Source organism: Halorubrum sp. AS12 (assembly GCF_051122765.1).
In the GTDB taxonomy this organism is placed as follows: domain Archaea; phylum Halobacteriota; class Halobacteria; order Halobacteriales; family Haloferacaceae; genus Halorubrum; species Halorubrum trapanicum.
In genome coordinates, this window is the sequence record NZ_CP185385.1 from 1,853,267 (window position 1) to 1,874,862 (window position 21,596).

General features: G+C 59.6%; 22 protein-coding genes, 1 tRNA gene and 1 pseudogene. 19 read left to right on the forward strand and 5 right to left on the reverse strand.

Annotated features, from left to right (window positions below; genetic code table 11):
• The first annotated feature begins 167 nt into the window (after nucleotides 1-167).
• The 13 genes from ACODNG_RS09270 (at nucleotide 168) to ACODNG_RS09330 (ending at nucleotide 13,871) form a co-directional block, all read left to right on the forward strand.
• A complete protein-coding gene (locus tag ACODNG_RS09270; RefSeq protein ID WP_434521077.1) occupies nucleotides 168-1,970 on the forward strand; it encodes a COG1361 S-layer family protein in 1,803 nt (600 codons plus the stop codon).
• Nucleotides 1,971-4,529: an efflux RND transporter permease subunit gene (locus ACODNG_RS09275; protein ID WP_434521078.1), complete on the forward strand. Its 2,559-nt coding sequence runs from the start codon at nucleotides 1,971-1,973 to the stop codon at nucleotides 4,527-4,529.
• Nucleotides 4,530-4,601: 72 nt separating this feature from the next.
• Nucleotides 4,602-4,674 (forward strand) — tRNA-Arg (locus ACODNG_RS09280).
• A gap of 173 nt (nucleotides 4,675-4,847) precedes the next feature.
• A complete protein-coding gene (locus ACODNG_RS09285; RefSeq protein ID WP_434521079.1) occupies nucleotides 4,848-5,024 on the forward strand; it encodes a hypothetical protein in 177 nt (58 codons plus the stop codon).
• A 229-nt stretch (nucleotides 5,025-5,253) separates the two neighbouring features.
• On the forward strand, nucleotides 5,254-7,182 hold the full coding sequence (locus ACODNG_RS09290) for a hypothetical protein (protein WP_434521080.1): 1,929 nt from the start codon (nucleotides 5,254-5,256) through the stop codon (nucleotides 7,180-7,182).
• Between the two features lie 60 nt (nucleotides 7,183-7,242).
• Nucleotides 7,243-8,163 (forward strand): nucleotidyltransferase domain-containing protein, encoded by a 921-nt coding sequence (locus ACODNG_RS09295; protein ID WP_434521081.1) that lies wholly within the window; start codon nucleotides 7,243-7,245, stop codon nucleotides 8,161-8,163.
• The gene (locus ACODNG_RS09300) at nucleotides 8,148-8,843 is read left to right on the forward strand and encodes a hypothetical protein (protein WP_434521082.1); all 696 of its coding nucleotides are present in this window, start codon (nucleotides 8,148-8,150) and stop codon (nucleotides 8,841-8,843) included. Before ACODNG_RS09295 ends, ACODNG_RS09300 begins: the two co-directional genes overlap by 16 nt.
• A gap of 87 nt (nucleotides 8,844-8,930) precedes the next feature.
• Nucleotides 8,931-9,293, forward strand: a complete 363-nt coding sequence (locus tag ACODNG_RS09305; RefSeq protein WP_434521083.1) for a hypothetical protein — start codon at nucleotides 8,931-8,933, stop codon at nucleotides 9,291-9,293.
• Nucleotides 9,293-9,694, forward strand: a complete 402-nt coding sequence (locus ACODNG_RS09310) for a hypothetical protein (protein ID WP_434521084.1) — start codon at nucleotides 9,293-9,295, stop codon at nucleotides 9,692-9,694. The genes ACODNG_RS09305 and ACODNG_RS09310 overlap by 1 nt, the downstream gene beginning before the upstream one ends.
• Nucleotides 9,695-9,780: 86 nt before the next feature.
• On the forward strand, nucleotides 9,781-11,547 hold the full coding sequence (locus tag ACODNG_RS09315) for a hypothetical protein (protein ID WP_434521085.1): 1,767 nt from the start codon (nucleotides 9,781-9,783) through the stop codon (nucleotides 11,545-11,547).
• 5 nt (nucleotides 11,548-11,552) lie between these two features.
• Complete coding sequence (locus tag ACODNG_RS09320; protein WP_434521086.1) at nucleotides 11,553-12,086, forward strand: hypothetical protein; 534 nt, start codon at nucleotides 11,553-11,555, stop codon at nucleotides 12,084-12,086.
• Nucleotides 12,083-12,922 carry a hypothetical protein gene (locus ACODNG_RS09325; protein ID WP_434521087.1) on the forward strand — a complete coding sequence of 280 codons (840 nt, stop codon included), beginning with the start codon at nucleotides 12,083-12,085 and terminating at the stop codon, nucleotides 12,920-12,922. Before ACODNG_RS09320 ends, ACODNG_RS09325 begins: the two co-directional genes overlap by 4 nt.
• Entirely contained in the window at nucleotides 12,915-13,871 is a 957-nt protein-coding gene (locus ACODNG_RS09330; RefSeq protein WP_434521088.1) for a hypothetical protein, read from the forward strand. Before ACODNG_RS09325 ends, ACODNG_RS09330 begins: the two co-directional genes overlap by 8 nt.
• A gap of 100 nt (nucleotides 13,872-13,971) precedes the next feature.
• On the opposite strand, the gene ACODNG_RS09335 is transcribed toward ACODNG_RS09330, so the two are convergent.
• The 5 genes from ACODNG_RS09335 to ACODNG_RS09355 form a co-directional block, all read right to left on the reverse strand.
• Nucleotides 13,972-14,217 carry a hypothetical protein gene (locus ACODNG_RS09335; RefSeq protein WP_434521089.1) on the reverse strand — a complete coding sequence of 82 codons (246 nt, stop codon included), beginning with the start codon at nucleotides 14,215-14,217 and terminating at the stop codon, nucleotides 13,972-13,974.
• A 2-nt stretch (nucleotides 14,218-14,219) separates the two neighbouring features.
• The gene (locus ACODNG_RS09340; protein WP_434521090.1) at nucleotides 14,220-14,513 is read right to left on the reverse strand and encodes a hypothetical protein; all 294 of its coding nucleotides are present in this window, start codon (nucleotides 14,511-14,513) and stop codon (nucleotides 14,220-14,222) included.
• A gap of 187 nt (nucleotides 14,514-14,700) precedes the next feature.
• Nucleotides 14,701-15,405 carry a hypothetical protein gene (locus tag ACODNG_RS09345; protein WP_434521091.1) on the reverse strand — a complete coding sequence of 235 codons (705 nt, stop codon included), beginning with the start codon at nucleotides 15,403-15,405 and terminating at the stop codon, nucleotides 14,701-14,703.
• A 140-nt stretch (nucleotides 15,406-15,545) separates the two neighbouring features.
• Entirely contained in the window at nucleotides 15,546-15,812 is a 267-nt protein-coding gene (locus ACODNG_RS09350; RefSeq protein ID WP_434521092.1) for a hypothetical protein, read from the reverse strand.
• A 30-nt stretch (nucleotides 15,813-15,842) separates the two neighbouring features.
• Nucleotides 15,843-16,154, reverse strand: coding sequence for a hypothetical protein (locus ACODNG_RS09355; protein ID WP_434521093.1), 312 nt, complete (start codon nucleotides 16,152-16,154; stop codon nucleotides 15,843-15,845).
• A gap of 97 nt (nucleotides 16,155-16,251) precedes the next feature.
• On the opposite strand from ACODNG_RS09355, the gene ACODNG_RS09360 reads away from it, so the two are divergent.
• The 6 genes and pseudogenes from ACODNG_RS09360 to ACODNG_RS09385 all read left to right on the forward strand — a co-directional run bounded on the left by ACODNG_RS09360 (nucleotide 16,252) and on the right by ACODNG_RS09385 (nucleotide 21,565).
• Nucleotides 16,252-16,449, forward strand: coding sequence for a hypothetical protein (locus tag ACODNG_RS09360; protein WP_434521094.1), 198 nt, complete (start codon nucleotides 16,252-16,254; stop codon nucleotides 16,447-16,449).
• Nucleotides 16,446-17,486 (forward strand): tyrosine-type recombinase/integrase, encoded by a 1,041-nt coding sequence (locus tag ACODNG_RS09365; protein ID WP_434521095.1) that lies wholly within the window; start codon nucleotides 16,446-16,448, stop codon nucleotides 17,484-17,486. Before ACODNG_RS09360 ends, ACODNG_RS09365 begins: the two co-directional genes overlap by 4 nt.
• A gap of 283 nt (nucleotides 17,487-17,769) precedes the next feature.
• A pseudogene (locus tag ACODNG_RS09370) lies at nucleotides 17,770-18,030 on the forward strand (RNA-guided endonuclease InsQ/TnpB family protein); the annotation flags it as partial.
• 106 nt (nucleotides 18,031-18,136) lie between these two features.
• Nucleotides 18,137-18,991: a hypothetical protein gene (locus tag ACODNG_RS09375; RefSeq protein WP_434521096.1), complete on the forward strand. Its 855-nt coding sequence runs from the start codon at nucleotides 18,137-18,139 to the stop codon at nucleotides 18,989-18,991.
• 25 nt (nucleotides 18,992-19,016) lie between these two features.
• The gene (locus ACODNG_RS09380) at nucleotides 19,017-20,726 is read left to right on the forward strand and encodes an ABC transporter ATP-binding protein (protein WP_434521097.1); all 1,710 of its coding nucleotides are present in this window, start codon (nucleotides 19,017-19,019) and stop codon (nucleotides 20,724-20,726) included.
• On the forward strand, nucleotides 20,726-21,565 hold the full coding sequence (locus ACODNG_RS09385) for an energy-coupling factor transporter transmembrane component T family protein (protein ID WP_434521098.1): 840 nt from the start codon (nucleotides 20,726-20,728) through the stop codon (nucleotides 21,563-21,565). Before ACODNG_RS09380 ends, ACODNG_RS09385 begins: the two co-directional genes overlap by 1 nt.
• Nucleotides 21,566-21,596: the final 31 nt, after the last annotated feature.

Here is a 21,596-nt window from a genome sequence, read left to right on the forward strand (position 1 = left end):
TTTTCGTCTCGAACTCCGGTAACGCCGTCTGTATCCGACGAATATCCGAGTTCGTCCGTCTCGAACACGTCTCCGTCGCCGACGGATCCTCTCCGAAAACGGATACATTGTTGTCACGGGTTCCCGAAGGGTATTACGTCGCAGTCCCGTACGCGGACGCAACCAACATGAGTCGAATCCGGACCGTCGCTGTCCTCCTTCTCGTCGCGTCCCTTCTCGCGACCGGAACGGTCGTCGCGCAGCAGGCCAACGACACGGTGCGCGGCGACCCCGACATCGAGGCGTTCGCGCCGGAGACCGCGTTCGTCCCCGGCGAGGAGTCGACGCTCCAGGTGAACCTGAACAACCGCGGCGACATCGATGAACAGGGGGCCGACAACCTCGAGAGCGAGGTGGTGACCGCCCACGAAACGACGGCGCGGATCCTCACCGGCGACGCGACGAATCGGGAGGTCCCCTTTGACGTGCGGACCGGCGAGCAGACGGTCGGCGACGTCGCGCGCGGCGTCACCGGGCCGATCGAGTTCACGGTCGTCCCCGACGAGGACGCCGAGCCGGGCGTCTACCGCGTCCCGATCCGGCTGGAGTACCGGAACGTGGAGAGCGCCGAGGTCGACGACGGCAACACCGTCCGCGACGAGGAGATCACGGCCGAGACGGTGACGGTCTCGGTGGAGATCACCGACCGCGCGCAGTTCGCGGTCGTCGACGTCGACGGCGTCGTTCAGGCCGGCGACAACGGTCTCGTCGACGTGACGATGCGGAACGTCCAGAACGAGACCGCCCGTGAGGCCTCCGTCGCCGCGAACCCGGTCGACCCCGACCTCTCCTTCGCCACCGACGCGGGCACGACCGAGACGTACGTCGAGTCGTGGGCGCCGGGCGAGAACCGCACGTTCACCTACCGGTTCGCGGCCGCGGGCGAGGCCACCGCGCGGGCGTCGACGCTGGAGTTCGAGGTCGACTACCGCGACGCCGAGCGCGCCAACGCGGCCGCCCGGACGGTCCGGACGGGCGTGACGCCGCTCTCCCAACAGGCGTTCTCCGCGGAGGGGCTGAACAGCACGCTGCGCGTCGGCGAGGACGGCTCCTTCTCCGTCGAGGTCCGCAACCGCGGTCCCCGCGACGTCGAGAACGCGGTCGTCGTGTTCAGCAACGAGGCGCCCGCCCCCGACGGGGTCGGGCAGGAGACGGTCCAGTCGGACCAGAACATCGTCCCCCGCTCGACCCGGGACACGGTCGGCGACCTCGCGGTCGGCGAGACGGCCACCGCCACGTTCGACGCCGGTCTCCGCACGGACGCGAACCCCGGCGAGCGGACGGTCAACGTGGCGGTCCGCTACCGCGGACTCGGCACGGACGAGGGGGTGAGCGCGAGCGAGCGCGACAACGGCACCGTCTCGCTCGTGTCGACGGGGTCGGCCGGCGACGTCATCGTCTCCGACACACTCGACGTCGTCGTCGACGTCGCGCCCGAGGCGGACACCTTCGCGGTGTCGCCGGCGGAGCCGAACGCCACCGACCCGTCGACGGTCACGCCGGGGTCGACGGTCCGGTACGACGCGGTCGTCCGCAACACCGGTCCCGAGCCGATCACGGACGTCCAGGCGAAGCTGTTCGTCGACTCGCCGCTCTCCTCGTCCGACGACGAGGCGTTCGTCACCTCGCTCGACCCGGGCGAGGAGACGACGGTCAGCTTCGAGGTCGCGGTCGACGGCGGCGCGACGCCGAAGACGTACGCGGCCGCGGTCGACTTCCGCTACGACGACGCGGACGGCGACGAACAGCTCTCGGACACCTACCGGCTGCCGGTCGAGGTGGTCGAAGACGACGAGGGCGGGGCGCTCTCGTCGCCGCTCGGGATCGTCGCCCTGCTCGGCGCCGTCGCGGTCGGCGGCGCCTTGGTCTGGCAGCGCGGTCAGGTGAGCCGGGCGATATCCGACTTCCGCCGTCGGCTCCGCGACCGATAGATGGACCCCGTCACCCGGCTGTTCGGCGCGATCACCGACCGGGTCATCGAGCAGCCGCGCCGGGTCGTGATCGCCTGTCTCGTCGTCACCGCCCTGTTCGCGCCCGGCATGGCGCTGTTGGAGGCGAGCGCGGGCAGCGACCAGTTCACCGACGGGCTCGACGAGGCGGACGCGCTCGACCGCGTGAACGAGCGGTTCGAGCCGGCGTTCGGCGGCGACGAGCCGACAACGCAGCTGATCCAGCGCGACGTCAACGTGCTCGACCGCCGCGGCCTCCTCGACATGCTGGCGACCGCCGAACGGCTCTCGGACCGCGACGGGTTGCGGGTGACGGACGTCTCGGCGCCCGCGATGGACGTCGCGGCCGAACTCGACGAGGACGCCGACACCCCGGCGGCGGCCCGCGACGCGATCGAACGCGCCAGCGACGGCGAGATCGACGACGCGGTCGACGCCGCGGCCGAAGACCCCGGATTCGCGACGCTGCTCGCCGACGACTTCAACCGCGAGTCCGGGACCGCCTCGGCTGCGCTCGGCGTCGTCAGCCACTCGTTCCCGGCCTCGGCCGACACGCAGGCGATCCAGCGCGAGGCGCAGACGATCGCCGAGGAGGCCCCGGGCGACGTCACCGCGTTCGGCGGCGGGATCGTCGACGGCGAGTTCGAGCGCGTCATCTTCGACTCGCTTGCCATCGTCGTGCCCGCGGCGCTCGCCGTCATCCTCGGGCTGTTGGCGTACGCCTACCGCGACCCCTTCGACTTCGTGCTCGGCGGGATCGCGCTGCTGATGACGGTCGTGTGGACGTTCGGCTTCACCGGCTACGCAGGGATCGCCTTCTCGGAGGTGCTGATCGCGGTGCCCGTCCTCCTCCTCGCGATCGGGATCGACTTCGGGATCCACACGGTGAACCGCTACCGCGAGGACCGCGCCGCGGGCGCGCCGCCGGAGTCGGCCATGCGCGGCGCCCTCGGGCAGCTCGTGGTGGCGTACTCGATCATCGCCGGGACGACGATCATTGGCTTCCTCGCGAACCTCACCAGCTCGCTGCCCCCGCTCCGGGAGTTCGGCGTCGTCGCCGGGCTGGGGATCTGTTTCACGCTCGTCATCTTCGTCGGCTTCCTCCCGGCCGCCAAGCTGGTCGTCGACCGCTGGCGCGCCGAGCGCTCGCTGCCCGAGTTCGGCTCGCGCCCGCTCGGCTCCGAGGAGTCGACGCTCGGCCGGTTCCTCCCCCGACTGTCCGCGATCTCGCGGCCCGCGCCCGCCGTCTTCCTCCTCGTCGTCCTCCTGATCTCCGCGGGCGCCGCGGGCTACGGCGCGGGTGTCGACACGACCTTCGAGGACGACGACTTCCTCCCGCCGAGCGAGCAGCCGGACTACGTCGACTACTTCCCCGGGCCGCTCCAGCCCGGCGAGTACACCGCGACGGAGACGATCAACTTCCTCTCCGACAACTTCGCCACGAGCGAGGACGACACCGTCACGATATACGTCGAGCGGCGCATGACCAGCGACGCGGCCCTGCGCAGCCTCGCGCGCGCCGAGCGCGACCCGCCCGACACGTTCGTCACCGTCGACGGCCGCGCCAGCACCGACAGCGTCCAGAGTGCGATCGACGGCTACGCCGCGGAGGACCCCGAGTTCGCCCAGCTCGTCGACGAGTCCGCGCTCGACGACGGCCGCCCGAACCGCAACCTCGACCGGATCTACGCCGAGCTGCGCGACTCGCCGTACGACGACTTCACCGGCGAGTACCTCGCGGACGACAGCCGCTCGACGCGGGTCGTGTACGCCGTCGAGTCCGACGCCAGCGACGCCGCGATCACCGCCGACGCCCGACAGGTGGCCGACCGCTACCGCGGGGACGCGACCGCGACCGGCCAGATCGTCGTGTTCCAGGCGGTCGCCGACACGATCTTCGAGTCCGCGATCGTCTCGCTGGCGGCCGCGCTCGGGCTCTCCGCGGTGTTTCTCGTGATCTTGTTCTGGCTGCTGCTCGGCAGCCCGACGCTCGGGCTCGTCACGCTCGTCCCGGTGACGGTCGCCGTCGCGACGCTCACCGCCACGATGCGGCTCGCGGGGATCCCGTTCAACGCGATCACCGCAACGATCCTCGCGATCACCATCGGACTCGGGGTGGACTACACCGTCCACGTCGCGCACCGCTTCCACGACGAGTACGCTCACGGCGGCGACGTCGACGCCGCGGTGGTCACCACGCTCCGCGGGACCGGCGGCGCGCTCACCGGCACGTGGGCGACGACCGCGCTCGGCACGGGCGTCCTCGTCCTCGCTATCACCCCGATCCTCGGCCAGTTCGGGCTGCTCACGGCCGCCAGCATCACGCTCGCGTACCTGGCGTCGCTGATCGTCTTACCCCCGGCGCTCGTCGTCTGGGTCGCCGTCGTCGAGCGCCGCCCCGGACTGCTGTTCGTCGGCCGCTTCCTCGACGCCGCCGACGTGATCTCGACTGACGAGGGCGACGCGACCGACCGGGCCCGCACCGACGGGGGAACCGACGCGTCGAATGTCGCCGACGACGCCGACGCGTTCGAGCGGTAGACGGGTCCCCGACCGCCGGACGACGATCTGAGTCAGAAGCGTTAAACGCTCGCCGCGGATACCCGGTCGTGAGGGCGCGTAGCTCAGCGGACAGAGCACTTGGTTCCGGACCAAGATGCCGCGGGTTCAAATCCCGTCGCGCCCGTCTGAAATTAACTCGGTCTGGTGTAATCTAATTCTAGCCAGTAGGCCGCCCTATAGCCTACAAAATCGGGTTTTAGACTCACAAAGAGTCCGAGAAAAACCTGCGATAAATTCGCTCTCAAAACTGCCCTCTCGCAGTCCTGCGATTTGCTCCGCAAATCGGGGTGATCTGCGGTGAGTCTTTCCGACGACTCAACTGGGACCACTCTGTCCGCTGACGGTCCGGGTGAGTTCTGGTGCGCGTTCTGTAACCAGCGGTGTACCCGGAACTCGTCGAGCAACCTCGAGTACGGGCACGCCCTGGACTGCCCGGAGCGTCCCAGCGAGCTCTCGAATCCCGACGAGAAGTGAACCGGCCAGCTGCGCGCCGGTCCATCTCCCCACGGCTCCGGCACGATCTCGTTCGCCCCCTCGACCTGACACTCGTCAGTCTCTCCAAGCGGTCGGCGACCTTGTGGTCCGTGAGGTCCGCCGGATGCGGACCGAACGGCGCCGACCGCGCACAGGCGACCGAAGGTCGCCAAACGAGCGGCGGTGCTGTCGAGGTCGCGGAGCGGTCGCGCACGCTTGGAGGTGAGCGATGAGCGCCCCTGACGAAGGGGGTGCGTCTTGGCCTTCCAAGGAGACTAACTCTGTAACGGCTTCTCTCACCGGATTAGAGGAAGACGCCGATCCCGTCGTCGAACGCGTGAGCGATTTCGCGACCGAGTACCCACAACTGGCCGATCAACCGCTCTCCGAGACGCACGGGCGAAAGCTTCGGCGTATCCTCACGGAAGCCGAGTGGGAACAGGAGTTCGTCGACCCCGACCAGCCGTTCGAGGACACCTTCGCCGTCGAATCGCTTCGCTCGCGCTCTGCCGGGACGTGGCTCGACGCCGTTCACGCCTTCCTCCGCGCACATCACGAGTACGAGGGTATGATGGCCCGATTCGAGGATCGAGAAACCGGCGACGAGTTCGACGTTCCGCTCACCGACGCGTGGGGGAAGGACTACAGCAAGAAGCAGTATGCTCGCGCTCGCGCGCTCCAGCGACAGATGTCCGGTGGCAAACGCCCGTCCGGTGGTGAAGCCGTTCCTGCGTGGGACGACCCGATAACCGTGATGCTCACTCTGACCGCCTCGTCAGTCCCTGACGGCGACCGCCTCCCGCCTGTCGAACAGATGGACGCGATCCACGACGCGTTTAGCTACGGCGGCGTCCGCGATACCCTCCGCAACGTGATGGAGTATCACCTCGACCTCGACTCGGAGCAGTGGGGTTACTGGCTCCAGGCCGAACCGCACGGAATGGGTACCGCCGCGGACCCCGACAAAGACGCCGGTCTCAATGCTTGCTACACTCATATTCACGTCGGTGTCTACTTCGACGGTGCTGGGTTCGATGACCTCCGTCCGGTCGCTTCCGAGTTTGAACGAGTCATCGACAAACACCTCGAAGTGTGCGACCCTGCCGGCTGGTCAGCTCACGACTACGACGCGATCGACGATTACCTCCAGGATGATGACGGCTGTATCTCGATGAACGCAGACGTCGGTAACCTCGGCTCGTACCTCGCCGCGTACATGGGCGGCTACACTGAGGACCTGCTGGACAAGCCGATCGAGTACATCGCGTGGGGCGCCGTCTACTGGTCGGCTGCTCGCCAGCGGACTACCCGCTCGCAGACCGTGAATCAGGCCATCCGCGCCGATCGGTGCGAACAGCGTGCGGAAAACGAAGAGTCCGGACAGGTCGACGCGCACGGCGAGCGCATCCGCTGGGACGACGGCCGTGGCGCCGATGTCGTCTGCTCTTGCTGTGGTTCTCCGTGGACCGTCGACCAAGACCAGCTCGACGGGCCCCCCGAGACCGAACCCGCCCTCGACGACGATCTCCGTTGGGCCGCTGACGCAGCTGCTCCGGCGCCGGAACCGGACCCGGATCGGTCACTTGCCGAACGGTGGCCGAGTGCCGACAGCGCATGGGCCTACGGAGAATCCCCGCGAAAGAGCCTGATTCGCGAGCGTGTTCAAGACTACCTCGACGTACACGGCCGAAACGTCTCTCTACCCTCGATGCTCGCGCATCTGAACATCGACCCGGCTCACAAGGAGTTCGTCGGTGAGATATTGGATGGTGAAACGGAACCCGACTCCGAGGCGTTCGACCGTCGCTCGACGGAACCCGCGTTCGGCTACGAACTGAAGGCGATCGTCGACGCCGACGGCAACGAACACCAGCCCGGCGGCGGCGGTGTCGACATGGTATCACTAGAACTCCCGATAAAGAATGTTATCCAGAATACTCGGCTCCGGCACGATCTCGTACAGGGCGAAATATTCCGAGATGCTCGGACAGGAATTGCGAGCCATAATCCGAAGGTGATTGCTGCGAAATTCGTCGGAGACGGGATTACAGACCCAGAGATTATTGAGAGTCTCCTTATCGTCGAGGACTATCATGCTTCAAATCCAACAATGGGCCGGAATAAACGGAGAGAATGTATGCTTCCTCCATGTGAGTGAATATTCTGGTCGGCTCATGTTGGCAGAAAATATAAAACCGCATCGTGAGCACTAATCTATATGACTATTTCATCTACTCAACTTGAGACGTGGACTAACCAAGGGGCGGTTCAAAATTCTAAGCGAACCTATTCTTCCATTCAAAATGCTGTTGAACAGGACAGGTATGGCTTAGGACGGGAAGATTTCGAACACTCATACGAGATTCATTTACAGGGATCTTACGCTAATGACACCAATATATACGCATCAAGTGACGTTGATGTTGTGGTAAGAGTTAACATGCCATTTCAAGAGGGTCTCTCAGACTTGAGCCGCGAAGAGCGAGAACGTTTCTGGGATGAGTACACTGATCTCGATTACGAGTGGGAGAACTTCTATAAAAGAGTAAAACGGTCTCTCAGAGGATACTTCGGCAGAGAAAATATCGACAGCAGTGGCAAAGCGATAAAGATTAAATCAAACGATGACACTCCGATACCACTCGATGCTGACGTAGTTGCCTGTGCTGATTACAGGAATTATACCTACTTTGGTCCTGATGGCACAGAGGAATATACGACTGGTATGTTTTTCAGACCTGGAGTCGGCCAGCCCTCCATTGTCAACTATTCTAAGGTACATCGGGAAAATGGGACGAAGAAGAACAAAGACACGAACGGAAGGTACAAACCGACAATCAGGATGTTCAAAAATGCTAGAGAATGGAGTGTACGGAATGAAATTGCCCCAGAGAATATTTGCTCATCGTATTATTTAGAGGGTCTATTATACAATGTACCAGATGAACTCATCGATCAAAACGATCTACAGGATCGATATCAGGACATTGTTGAATGGCTGAAAGTCGCTGACATAGGCGAATTTCCTGAACAGTCTGAGATGTACCCGTTGTGTCACCCACTTGAATCAGAGCGATGGTCAGTATCGAACGCAAATGCGACTGTGAATATGTTTGAGCAAGTTTGGGAAGCATACTGATGCACCCGTACTCAATAGTTGGCGCAAGGTGGAGAAAAGTCGGGTATTTAATGTTCACCGCCGTTCTGTTGAGCAGTTTTCTTCAAGAAACTCTCATAGAATTATTCGCCATTCTTCCATTCTTTACAACGTCTCTTGTCCCGCCTGGCTTACCAACTTTTGCAATATTCACTGCTATATTCTTTGTATGGGATCGCTACCTCTGGCATTTTCCGCTTGTATCCAATTTCACATCACCTCCCGATCTTCGCGGGACCTGGAAGGGTGGACTCACATCATCACATGAGCAAACACGTCTTGGTGAATTTGAGATGGATACCGATGAGGTTGAACAACAAACGTCTGAGGAAACTCCCATAATGGTAATCGACCAAACTTGGTCCAATATCAAAGTAACAATTGATTTTCCGCATTCAGAGTCAATAAGCACGACAGCATCTGTTATACGGGACAGAACCGATCCAGTACTCCGGATTAACTATAGAAACCATCCACGAGGAGATTCACCCGATGGGGTAGGTATTCACGAAGGGACAAACGACCTACGGTACCGAACACATGAAAGTGGGGATATCTTGGAGGGCAAATACTATACTGATGAGAACCGAAATAATCACGGTCACGTGGAATTTCAGAGAGTTGATTACGATCGCATTCGGGACGAACTAACATTTTTCTAACATTTTTAATCACACTTACATACTGTATACTTTCACTCTGCCTTCTGTTCTGTTTTATTTTCCAACTGTCGAATCAAACAGTTGGAGATGTCGACTGAAAACCCGACGCCGCCTGACGGTTACGAACGGTTCGAAAGCAACGACCCGGACAGCGATGTTCCCACGGTGGAACTCGAACCCGGTGAGGTGCTGGACGGACTCGTCCTCGACCTGACCGAAGGGGAAGGCGACTACGGCCCCTGGTACCGGCTCAAGATCAAAGACGAGAGTCGCGGAGTCGTGCGGTACTTCGCGAAGGACGAGGTGAAGCGCGCAGCTGCGCAGGACCGCATCGAGGTGGGCGAACAGATCTGGGTCGCGATGGCCACCGACGAGGTGACGCTGGAACGCGACGACGGCTCGACCCACGACTACAACCCGACGAAGGTCGCGTTCCCGGGTGGTTCCTGATGGCGTCGTCGTACTCGCGCTCGATGTCCGACACGCTCTCGGACTACACCCACCTGCGGACGCTTCCCGCGCTGCTGTCGGTCGTGTTCGTCCTCGCCGGACTCTACCAGTTCGGCGGGATTTCCGAGGTCATGCTGACGTGGCTCGACTACACGCTGACCGCCGAACACGCCACGTTCATCTCGCTCGCTGCGTACGTGATCGCCTTCGCGAGCAGCGAGACCAAGCAGTTCGAGAGCTACGAGCGCTGGGAACAGATCGCGATCGCAGCTGGGCCGCTCGTCATCGTCGCCTACCAGTACGTCCCGCAGATCGCTGACATCATCAACACGAGCAGCAACCTCGGCCCGATCCTCGCGTTCCTCGCGACGGTCGTCGCCTGGGGCGTCGCTGTTCGGTAACCACCCTCGACCCTCAACTTATGAGTTCCAATCATGACGACCCGACTAGCTGTACCGCTTCGAATCGCCCTCCTGATGGGTCTGATGTGGGCGCTGACGGTGATCGTTCCGACCGCCCTGCTCATCTGGGCCGCCGGACCTTCGTAAAAGGTCTCGGCGCTGCTGGCGCTGCCACGATCGGCCTCTCGGTCGACAACGGTTTCGCACAGGACGCTAAGGCGATCGCACCGCTGATCGGCGCTGGCCTCGTCGCCGGCTCCGTCGGTGTCGGCTGGGCGCTCCGCGAATTCGAGGTGGTCGGCGCTGACGCTCCGGCTGAGGGCCTGACTGCTGACGTTCTGAAACAGGATGTCTACTCCGCTGCCCGGAAACGAAAGTCGACGAACGCCAGCACCATAGTCGATAACAACAACATCATCGACGGCATCCGGCATACGGCCTACACGGAAGCAAAAATCGCTGCCATCGAGCAGCTAAACGCTGGCGCAACTGAGTCCGAGGTACTATCTGCTGCTGAGGACGCGGCGATCTCTCACTTCACGACTATTCAGAAGAATATGCTGGATAGCTGGAATGAGGGGATGAACGAGTTCTCACAGCTACGGTCTGCCCTGAGCAGTCACCCTGATCTGTCCGTCTCGGACGCCTTCACAGCCAACGCGGTCGACCAGAACACAAGCTCGTCCTACAATTGGTCCTTCCAAAGCTGGAAGAGCAACGAGACGAATACTGTAACGCTGTTCGACGGCACGAACTACGACGTTCAAACGCTCGTCATGGCGATGGAGGCGAGCAACGACAGCACGTTCGACGGTAAAGGCGACCTCGTCAATACAGACCGGAGTGGCAACATCGACGTTAGCAGCGGTCAAATCGCCATTATAGCCAAAAACCCAAATGGCGATAATGTGACCTACCAGAGTGTCCCGAAGTGGAATGAGGTATATTCTGCTCTCGAAACTGCCCAATCTGATGTGCTGAACGGCATCTCGACGTGGGTAACGAACGTCTACGGCGACGTTCAGAGCGGCGATATCGAGATCTCCGACCTCGTGACGCCGAAGGAACGCGCGGCGATGATGGCCGAGGAGGAAGGCATGAACCAAGCGATTGCCGATCTCATTGCTCTCAACATCCCGGTCGACGCGGAACGCGAGGCGACCATCACCATCGAGAACTCTGGCGCGAAGCTGACCGGCACGTTCGCGCTGACTGACTCGTCGGACGGTCCGATCGAGTCGGGCACGACGTACGACCCGTCGAGCTTCTCCGGCGACGTGTACTTCACGACCGACATGAGTCTCGTCGAGGGCGACTGGTCCGCGATCAACACGAGCGTCGACGGCGGGACCATCACGATCACCTCGGAGCCGTACGAATCGACCGCGATCGAGGTGACGACGACTGCCGGTGAAACTGTCTCCGTCCCTGCCGGTGACTGGTCTGCGGTCGACGGCGCCACGGAGTGGACGTACGACGCCTCGGACGACCTCGAAACCAACATCACCGAAGTCGACTCTGCGCGCTTCGTCTCGACTGCGACTGAGACGCAGTACGAGACGCTTCAGCTTGATGGCTCGTTTACCGTCAACAAGCTGACGAACACGCAGTCTGGCGAGGAAGTGACCTCGACGACGTTCGAGAACTCCGAACCACAGGACGACTCGAATTACATCACTCAGGAGGAGTGGGACGACCTCGAAGAGCAAAATCAGAAGCTGATCGAGAAGTACGAGAACGCACAGTCTGGCGGTGGTATCGACCTCGGGCAGTTCGACATGTTCGGTATCCCCGGCGAGATCGTCGCCGTCGTCGTAGCCGCGCTCGTCGCGCTCGGCGTCCTGAGTAACTGACCACAATGTTCCCCCGACTTCTCCTTATCGCGCTCGTGGTAGTGGCGTCGCTGTCCGGCGCTGTCGCCGCACAGGACGCCCCGAACGCGACCGCCGAGAACGCGACGGCTGGTGAACAGGTGAACACCTGCTCTGAGGAAATCACGTCGACGCTCCGGCTCTGCTCTGCCGACTACGTCGACGGCGAAGCCGTGCTGCTGCTCGACTCTGACACCCGCGACCGGGTGACGGTGACCGAAGCGGTCGCGCTGACTGAGTCGCGCGAGCTGCGCCGAGACTCGTTCATCGTCGACGGCCGCACGGAGATTCGGATGTCCGTCCAACCGTCGAACGGACGCGCCGGAGTGACGATCGACGATGGCTCCACGCTGTTCGGCGTCCCGCTCGAAACGACCTCGACCATCGTCGCCGGACCGTTCACGGCCAGCGACGCGCAGGCCGCCGGTCTCGGCGGCGGCGTCGGTGTCGCCGTTGTGACCATCTTCCTCGTGGCAAAGGTCGTCTACGGACGCAGCGAGGAACCTGAGAGGTTAGCATGAGAGACGCACCAGAACCCCGACCCGAACCGCCTCGCCACGTGAAGATACTCGACTGGCTCCACAGCCACGTGCCTGAACTCGCCGTCGGTGTGATCGCGCTCGTCGGCCTGTCCGCGATCGTCGGGTTCGACCTCGAAGTGCCGCGCTTCTGGTACGTGTTCGGCGTCGCCGCGGTCGGACTCTCGCCGCTCGGATTCCTAACCGGGAACAAGGTCGTCTCGTGGCTCTACAATCCCGCGTGGGTCTACCTGATCGACCTCGACGCCCGCGTTCTCGACGGCGGGATCTACCGTCTCCCCCTGGAGGACTTCCGCGAGCTCGAAATCCTCGACGATGATGAGTTCGTCAACTCGACGTACGACCTCACGCAGCTGTCCCCGAACCTCTACGTTGGGAAGCAGGTCGACCTCGAAGACATGACCGTCGTCGGCACCTGGCGCGGAACGCTCGACGACCGCGACCTCACCCGCGCGCTCCGCGCCGTCCACGAGTGCCGCGGCCAGCTCCAAGACGACGCGCAGCGAGGATTCATCCTCGAAAGCTCCGCGTTCGTCGTGGTCCGGCGCGCGACCCGGAACACGGTCGAGCGTATCGTTGAACTGTTCGAGGATGGGTCGCTTCCCGACTCCGGCGAAGGGATCGAACGCGCCGTCGACCAGGAACTCAAAGAGTTCGGCCTCGACGACGCCTCGGACTCAGACCTCTCGGACCTCGTCGACGACGAGGCGATCGACGAGATGGAACACAAATCCGGCTTCGACTTCTCGACGCCGGAGGACCCGGACGAATCTCGAAACGGGCACGCCGAATCCGCCGAGGTGAGCGCGGATGTCTAACTCGGACGAGGGGATGCTGACCGCGGCGAAGCTCGCGGAACAGCTCTCCGGCCGCATCGACACGGATCGGGACCTCGACCCCCGAGCGGGAATGATCGACCCAGACGACGTGTCGGCGTCGGTGTTCCTCAACGACCTCGACCCGGAGCTTGTCCAGGACTCGCAGCTGCTCGACCTCGTCGACCGGACCCAACAGTCGCGGAAGGCGTCGGAAGCGATTCGGTCGGGGAACTCGCTGCTGCTCTCGCACCTCGTCGGCGTCACCGAGCAGGACCTGGACGGCTCCGCGCTCCGGCTCCCGCTGCGGCTCGACGACGTGATGACCAATAACGACGCGACGGCGTTCATCGGCGGCGCCGGCAACCCGAACACGGGGAAGACGAACCTGATGGCGCTCCTGGCTGAACTCCGCTCGGCGACCGTCGACGATCTCCTCGTCATCTCGAATTCGCGGACGTGGCCCCGGACGGACCTCGTGGTCACGAGTGCGCACGACCTCGCCGTCACGTGCATCGAGCATCGCGATCGTCCGAAATTCGTGTTCATCGACGAGGGCTCGACGCACTTCGACGCGCGGACCAACTCCTACGAGGTCGCGGCGCAGTTCTCTCCGCTCGCGAAGCGGATGGCGAAGATCAACGTCGACGTCTTCGGAACGGTGTTCCACACGGGCAAGGACTGCCACCCGGAGCTAAAGCGGCTGTTCACGACGGCGTACTTCAAACACTCGAAGAAGGAGGTCGATTTCTTCGCCGACTGGCCCGCTGACGCTGATAAGCCGACGAACCAGCTGTTCGGCGGGACCGTCGAAAATCTCGAACCAGCCATCGCGGAACCGGACCCGGACGATGCCGCTCCGTGGAACTGGAACCTTGAACCCGACTTGTTCTCTCTCGACCTCGACTGGCCCGATCTCCTCGACGAGCTGCGTAATCGTGGGCCGTCGTAATGGCTCTCATTATTATCGAATTACTAACGCCCTCTTTCATAATCTTGATTTCACTAAAATGTTCCAATTACACATTGTCGTGTCCCAAAATTTAGTGACGCTATTCTGATATTCTGATTAAAAATTCAATAGATGTTACAAGTCCGCCGAAAGCTACGCCAGTAAGATATAGAGACAATCGTATCGCGTTCACTATTTCTCCCTCAACAAATACTTCTAATAATGTTGCGGCTACAACAAACCCAGCACCTGAAACGAATAGAGATATCATAAAAATGCTTAGATTTTTCTCTAGTGGGAACCATCTTGAAGAACTGCTTTCTTCGGTATCCTCTTCGTCTCCCATGGCTATTCCTCCTCTTCTGAATTATTCGGATGTCTTTCAATTTCAATAGTTATTTTATAACCGCTATCTTCCAGATCCTTCGCAGATTGTAAGACCTCTCCCACATCTTCATCAAATTCTTCCTCTTTGACCATCATGGTAAGTGCTTCTCGGACAACCTCTTTCTCTTCCTCTGATGCGGATTTCTTTTTAAAAAATTTCTCTCTAAAACTAAAATAATATACAATCAGCAACAAATAGAAGCCGGATGCTATTATACCGATTATTGGAAGATTTTCTAGTAGGACACCAGTCATGTTTCTATGTTGGAGTAACACATTATATAAATAATGATGTGTACCCTCGCTGATCACTACTCAGGTATCCAACAACTTCTAATGACCGATTAGTTATAGAACGCCGATCCACCCTTCCACCCACTCACCCATTTCAGTGGGCGGGAGCCTGCGCGACCCCTCCTTGTGGGGGGTCGCGCCATTTACATTATAGGTTGTTTTTCCAATAGTCCGACATTACGACATTACTGCTGTTGGTCGACACTACTGTGATATTTGAATTACCAAGATAATCTTCAAAATTTTCACAATCGGCAGGGTCTCCAGAGATTTCAAACAGATCTTCAAACTTTTTTCTTCCAGTAATGTCTGTGAACATAAAACACAATTTCATTTCTGCTCTTTCTGGTCTTGTAGCGTTGAGTTGCTCAGATGTTAAATTCTCAATACTTATTGATTGACCAGCCTTCCCAACCGGCGTGTTAAAAGTTCTATAAGATAATTCGGTGATGTATTGATCAGTTCCGTCAGACTCACTTATTGTATTCACTCCGGGTGTTTTGTTTTCTATAGCTGTTTCTTTTTGGAAAAACTCATTGTCCGATTTATATTCTCCCGAATACAAAAACAAATGCATATTCAATGCGGGTCCATTTCCGATATTCTCCATATAAAGAGACATATTGTTTTTTGTAATACTAACACGTTTAATGAATAAAATTGGGTTTTCGGTCGCTTCAGATATCTCCGTCTGCCTTTGTATTAGTTCTTCTTGAGTTTCTTGTAATTTGTATTGTTCAAGATACAATAAAACCAAAAGAGTGGATAGAATCACACTAAATAGTGCTTCATTTGATCCAATATAATTCGCGATATCTGTACGTAACTCTCCTCCAAAAAGCAGAATGTCCAATATGAGAACGGATGTTGACAAGCTGATTGTTAGCAGAAATTTATTTGAAGATTTGAATTTATTGTACAAGTATGACACGAACTTTCCAAAGATCCTTATAGCGAATTTAATCAATTCTGTATGGTTACTACTCATTTAGATCACACTTCGATAGGCCATTTTTGTAAGTGTCCGGCATCAAGATCACCGCGTAGATAGGCGAGACCCCAACGTGTGATCTCATACATGTTTTCATTTTGTATAATTGGAGCAATTAACTCCCGTTCAACTAAACAAACACACCTTTGGTTTATGTATTCAGAATCCATTTTGAGTTGCTGGAACTCCATTTCTTTTGCCATTGTAGAGGGTGACGCCCATGATTCCTCCGCTAAATGTTCTAGAATCCGCTCGTCAACGGTGTACATCCACCGACCCATCCGACGCATCTGACACATTTATGCCTCGTCCTGAGTCTCACCAGCGCCTTCACTTCTCGATACCTCCGCGTTCCCGTTCTCTGCCGCGTTGTACTCCCCCTTGAGATACGCCTCACCCTCGTCGGTCAGCGTGTACATCCCGTTCCCGACCGCGTACAGTAGTCCGTGATTCGCGAGCTTCCTGCTCCGCTGGCCTACGTACTGCGAGCTGTACGGAATCCGGGGATGCTCCGCGATCTCGGAGACGGACATGTAATCCTCGTCGGACTCGACGAACAGCTCTAGAATCCGCTCGTCGAGGAGAACCATCCACTTCCCGGATTTTCGCATACCTGCTATCGAGGGCGCGACATTATATAATCCGAGATAAGAAACGTTCGCTACAGGGACAAACTATATTTTGGTAGCCTCAGAATAGCAGGTCGTAATGAGTGATGATCCCCGACTGATCGCGGCGGCCGACGCTCGCGATCTCTCCAGCTGCGAGGTGTGCGGCGCCTCCATCGACCCCGACCCACCGGACGGGTTCACCAGGTACGCGCGACAGGTCGCGGGCTACCTCGACCACTTCGCCGAGAACCATCCGGATCACCCGATCCTCGACGCCCCGGAGGGATTCCTGTGAGCGACGATCTTCAGTCAATCTCGCCCGCGGACGCTCGCGATCTCCACCTGGAAGCCCTTCGGGACGAGGCGGCCGATTGGACGTATCGGTCCCATGAGAGCCACCTCCGCGCCTTCATCGAGTGGTGCGAGGAGGAAGGTGAGATCGAGGACATGAACCAGCTCACCGGTCGCGATATCTTCCACTTCCGTCGCTGGCGACGGAATGGTGGCTACTCGAAGGGGATGGACGACGAGATCGCCCCGCGTACTCTCGCGTCCGCGCTCACCGTGGTTCGAGTGTTCATGAAGTTCTGTGGGCAGATCGAGGCTGTACCCCCGGACTTCTACGAGCGGGTCGATCTTCCGTCGCTCACGAAGGACGACCAGGTGAGCGATTCGACGATCCAACCCGAGCGCGTCCCTGAGATCCTGAAGTATCTCGCCAAGTACGAGTACGCGTCCCGCGACCACGCGGTCTGGGCGCTCGTCTGGCACACGGGGATTCGACTCGGCGGCCTTCGCGCGCTCGACCTCGGAGACGTTCACCTCGATGTCGACGAACCTCACATCGAGCTGGTCCACCGGCCCGGAAAGGGAACCCCGCTCAAGAATCAGATGGACGGCGAGCGGGTGAACCGGATCAGCGACCGCGTCGCTGAGATTCTCCAGGACTACATCGACGGTCCCCGCATCGAGAACACCGACGACCACGACCGGAACCCGCTGTACACGACTCGGGAGGGACGGCTTTCGCCCAGTGCTGTTCGGATAACGTTCTACCGATGGACCCGCCCGTGCGCTATCGGTGTCAAGTGTCCCCACGGTGAGGACCCGGAGACCTGCGAACACACGCAGTACACGAAGATGAGCGGCTGCCCGTCCGCTCGGTCACCGCACGACGTTCGGAAGGCGCGGGTCACGCGCTACAGGAACGACAACGTTCCGCGGGCGATCGTCTCGGACCGACTGAATTCCTCCGAGGACGTGCTCGATCTCCACTACGATCGCGCCTCGGACCTCGAAAAGGCGGAACGCCGCTGGGAGTTCCTCGAATGATAAAAACAATGTCACTAAACACAACTCGACTCGGCGCAAACCGAGTAAACGAAGACCCGTCGCGCCCGTATCGCTGAATTACGTTCCTGAAACACAGGAATGCGTAGACTTCCTTTTAAAGAAACTCATCATCCCGCGGATCCAGTTTGTAATGCCACATCACGGGGGTCGCCTCCGTCCGGCGAGACAGGTAGGGACTGACACTTGGTGGACGCGACCGTCGACTGTTTGCCATCAACGCCGTCTCGAGTGTTCGACTGGGTGGTGTGAATAGCCGAGTGAGTTCGCGACAGACGAGAGTTGCCGAACCCGCATGGACTTCCGGTGTCAGAGGTGTGAGTCGGAAACGAACGCAGATCACAACGCGGCGAAGCACATCGGGATGCGGTACGTTGGGGCCAAGAGTCGTCTCAGCGGACGGACTACAGTCAATTCGCCCCGAAGTCCGGAACGGTGGCGCCGAGTGGGGGATCAACCGCCCAGCCGGACGGGTTTGGCTGAGTTCTCGGATGAGGCCTTTCCTCAAAGCGACGAAGATGCTTAGGATGGGATATTCATCCGGAGCGGTATTGAGATGTCCGTATCGAAGAATATTGGAAAGTATCAAAATTATAAACTGTTTTTATATATGGCTGATATCTGAAACTTGGATGGCGACCTTAAACCAGCAGAGTGAGAGTCTGTTTAGCTTCGATAACCAAGACATGATGGTGTTTATACTGATCATGTCTCTCCACGGGTTACAGATGATGTTCGCGGAGCTGCTTCCGTCCTTCTCTCTTGGTGGTTTGGAGCTCGAACTCGGGCCGTTCCTCTTCATATCCTACACGCTCGTCTTCCTCTTTCGGTCCTTCTGGGCGTGTCTAGCAGTCCCGGTCGGAGGGATCGTCTTCGGTGAAATACTGATCGGTGATTTCAGCGCATTCGGTGCGGTCGAGAGCCTGCTCATGATCACGATTTCGCTGTACATCGCGACGACGATGATCACCGACCCGGAAGACGTGAAGTGGCTTGCGGTGTTGGCGGTGGTGGCTAAAGGACTGGAGGAACTCGCCGCACAGTTCATAGACGTCGGGAAGTTCTACGTCGGCGTCGAGTCGCTCGAAGCCATCGAGTGGCTCCCGGAGACAATCTGGGCCGTCGAGATCGCGGGTGCAACCACCCAAGTCATCATCGCGGGGTTCATCTTCGGTGCACTCCCAATGATGTACTTCTATCCACGGATGCGCGGGAAGATTGAGCCGCTGCTCGGGATGGAGTCGGTCGAGGGTCACCCGAGTGGCAAGCGGATCAACGGGGATACGATCAAGGGACTCCTCGCGTGGGTCATCCTGACGCCGATCGCGTTCGTCTTCGAGGCCTTCAGTGAAACCAGCGGAGCGTTCCTCGTCTTCGAACCGCAGTTCGTCGAGGCCTACGGACAGGTCTTCCTCGCAGTGCCGATTTTCGCCGCCGCGATCGTCGCGTACGCCGTGGTGTACCGCCGCCAGCGGGCCGCCGCGTAATCATACTGCCTCTTTTTAGTACTCAATGAATCCAATCACGATCACCGTCGATGACCTGACGTTCAGATATCCGGGGAGCGACGACCCGGTCTTACAGAACACGAACGTCGAAATCGACTCCGGAACCTTCACCGCGATCATCGGTGGCAACGGGAGCGGCAAGACGACGCTGTGTAAGGCGTTTAACGGACTTATCCCGCATTTCTTTAACGGGACGTTCGAGGGGACGGTCAGCGTTGGCGGCACCGTGACGACCGAAAGCGATGTCTCGGAGCTCTCTCAGATGGTCGGCTACGTATTTCAGGACTTCGAGAACCAGCTCGTTCAGCCGATCGTCTTCGATGACGTGGCGTTTGCCCCGAAAAACCACGGATTGGAAGACTATCGAACCCGTGCGATGAAGGCGCTCACGGCGGTTGGGCTTGAGGATGCCGCCGATCGGTTCATCTGGGAACTCAGTGGCGGCCAGCAACACTTGGTTGCGCTCGCGGGCGTCCTCGCGATGGATCCAGACTTCATCATCGTCGACGAGCCGGCGGCCCAACTCGACCCCCACAACGCTCGAAAAACCTACGACCAGCTCCGGGAGATCCAGCGAAACTCAGATGTGGGCGTGATCGTGATCGAACACCATACGGAGTTCATCGCCGACTACTGCGACCGGCTCGTCATGGTCGCCGACGGCGGCGTGGCGTGGAACGAACCGGTTGATGTAGGACTGAACCGGGTCGGCGAACTGCTCGACGCGGACATCCATCCGCCACAGGTCACGCAGATCGCCCGGGACCTCCCGAACGGAGACGGAACCCTGCCGAACGGTCGGTATCCGGTGACGGTCGAGGAGGCCGTCGATACCTTCCCGACTGACACCCCTGAACGGAGCCACCGGGCGACGCCAGACGGCCGCGGCTCCGCCAAGAGGCTCATCAACGTCCGCGACGTGACTCACGGCTACCCCACGCTCCGTGAGGGCCGAAAGACCGTCCTCGATGGGTTCGATCTGGAGTTGTATGCCGGGAATCGGGTCGCCCTAGTCGGTGCTAACGGGACGGGGAAGTCCACCCTTCTCCGGCTCTTGACTGGCCTCGAATCCCCCGACTACGGGACAGTCACCGTCCTCGGCGACGATACGAATGACACGCTCCCCGAGGAACTAGCCGAGGAGACGGTGTACATTCATCAGAACCCCGAGGAAATGTTCGTCGAGGAGACGGTCCGCGAGGATATCGCGTACTACTTGAGAAGTCGGGACGTTCCGGAGATCGACGAGCGAGTCGACGATGTAGTCGAGTTCTTAAACCTCGAAACCATTGCCGACCGGGACGGTCGCCTCTTGAGCATCGGCCAGCAGCGGCGGGCATCGCTCGCCATCGGCTTAGCGACCGATCCCACGATCGTGTTGCTCGACGAGCCGACCGGAAGCCTCGACCTCGAGAGCCGTCGCGAGGTGACGCAGATGCTTTCGCGGTCAGCGTCCAGGACGGAAACAGTCGTTATTGCCACGCACGACCTCCAACTGGTGGCCGAATGGGCCGATCGAGTCATCGTGCTCGGCCCGGACGGCATCCTCGCTGACGAAACGCCACAGTCGGTGTTCGAACGACCCGAACTCCTAGATCGGGCACATCTCCGGCCACCGCAAGTGGTCGAACTTAGCGACAGGCTCGGGATCGATCCCCTCTCGTTGACGACATCTGAGATCGTCGATCAGCTTCGGACGGGGGAGGTGCGATAATGGGGTATCTCGACGCGATCCGGAACATCACAATCGCCGACATCAAGGTCGACCTCATGCGGACAGCATACGACAACGAGGACGCGCTGTTAAACAAGTTTGACCCGCGTGTCGTAATCATCTGGTCAGCAGTCTTTGTCATTGTCCCTTGGTTCTTCTACGAACCAGAGCCGCTGTTCGCCATGCTCGTGGCCTCGTTGCTCTTGGCGTACCTCTCACAGACCAGCATCTACCTTCTCGGCCTCCTGATATGGGGGAGCCTCTCGAACATCGGGTTTATTGTGCTCATTAGTTCCGTCGTCTACTGGTGGCAAGGGGGATCGGGAGGCCTCCGAGGCGCGGTCGTTGACAACAGCGTCGCGCTCCTCCCGTTCACGATGAAACTGACCGTCATCTCAGTCGTGAGTCTGGCTGCCTTCTCAGCGATGAGCCCGAAGAAACTCGCCAAGGGAATGTTAAGTCTCGGCGTTCCTCGGCCACTCACCTTCGCGATCGCGTACGGGTACCGAATGATGCCGGTTCTGCTCGAGGAGTACCACGACTTGGTCAACTCCCTTCGACTCCGAAACAAACCCCCGGAGAGTTCCGGTCTGCTGCGGTGGCGATACTACCTGTACCTGTTGAAACTCTCGATCAAGGCGTTCTATCCGATGGCGTTCAACGTCGCGAAACGCTCCAGAGTCACCGTCGAGGCGATGGAAACCAAGGGATTCTCCCATTCACTGGGCGACGAAGTCAGTCGGGAACTCAGACTTGGCGACCTCGAGATCATGCCGCGTGACGTGACGTTCATGCTGGTGTCGCTCCTGTTTGTCGTCGTCGTTGCAGTGTTCCTCTGAGCAGATCCGACCGATCTTCCGCGTCGTGGCC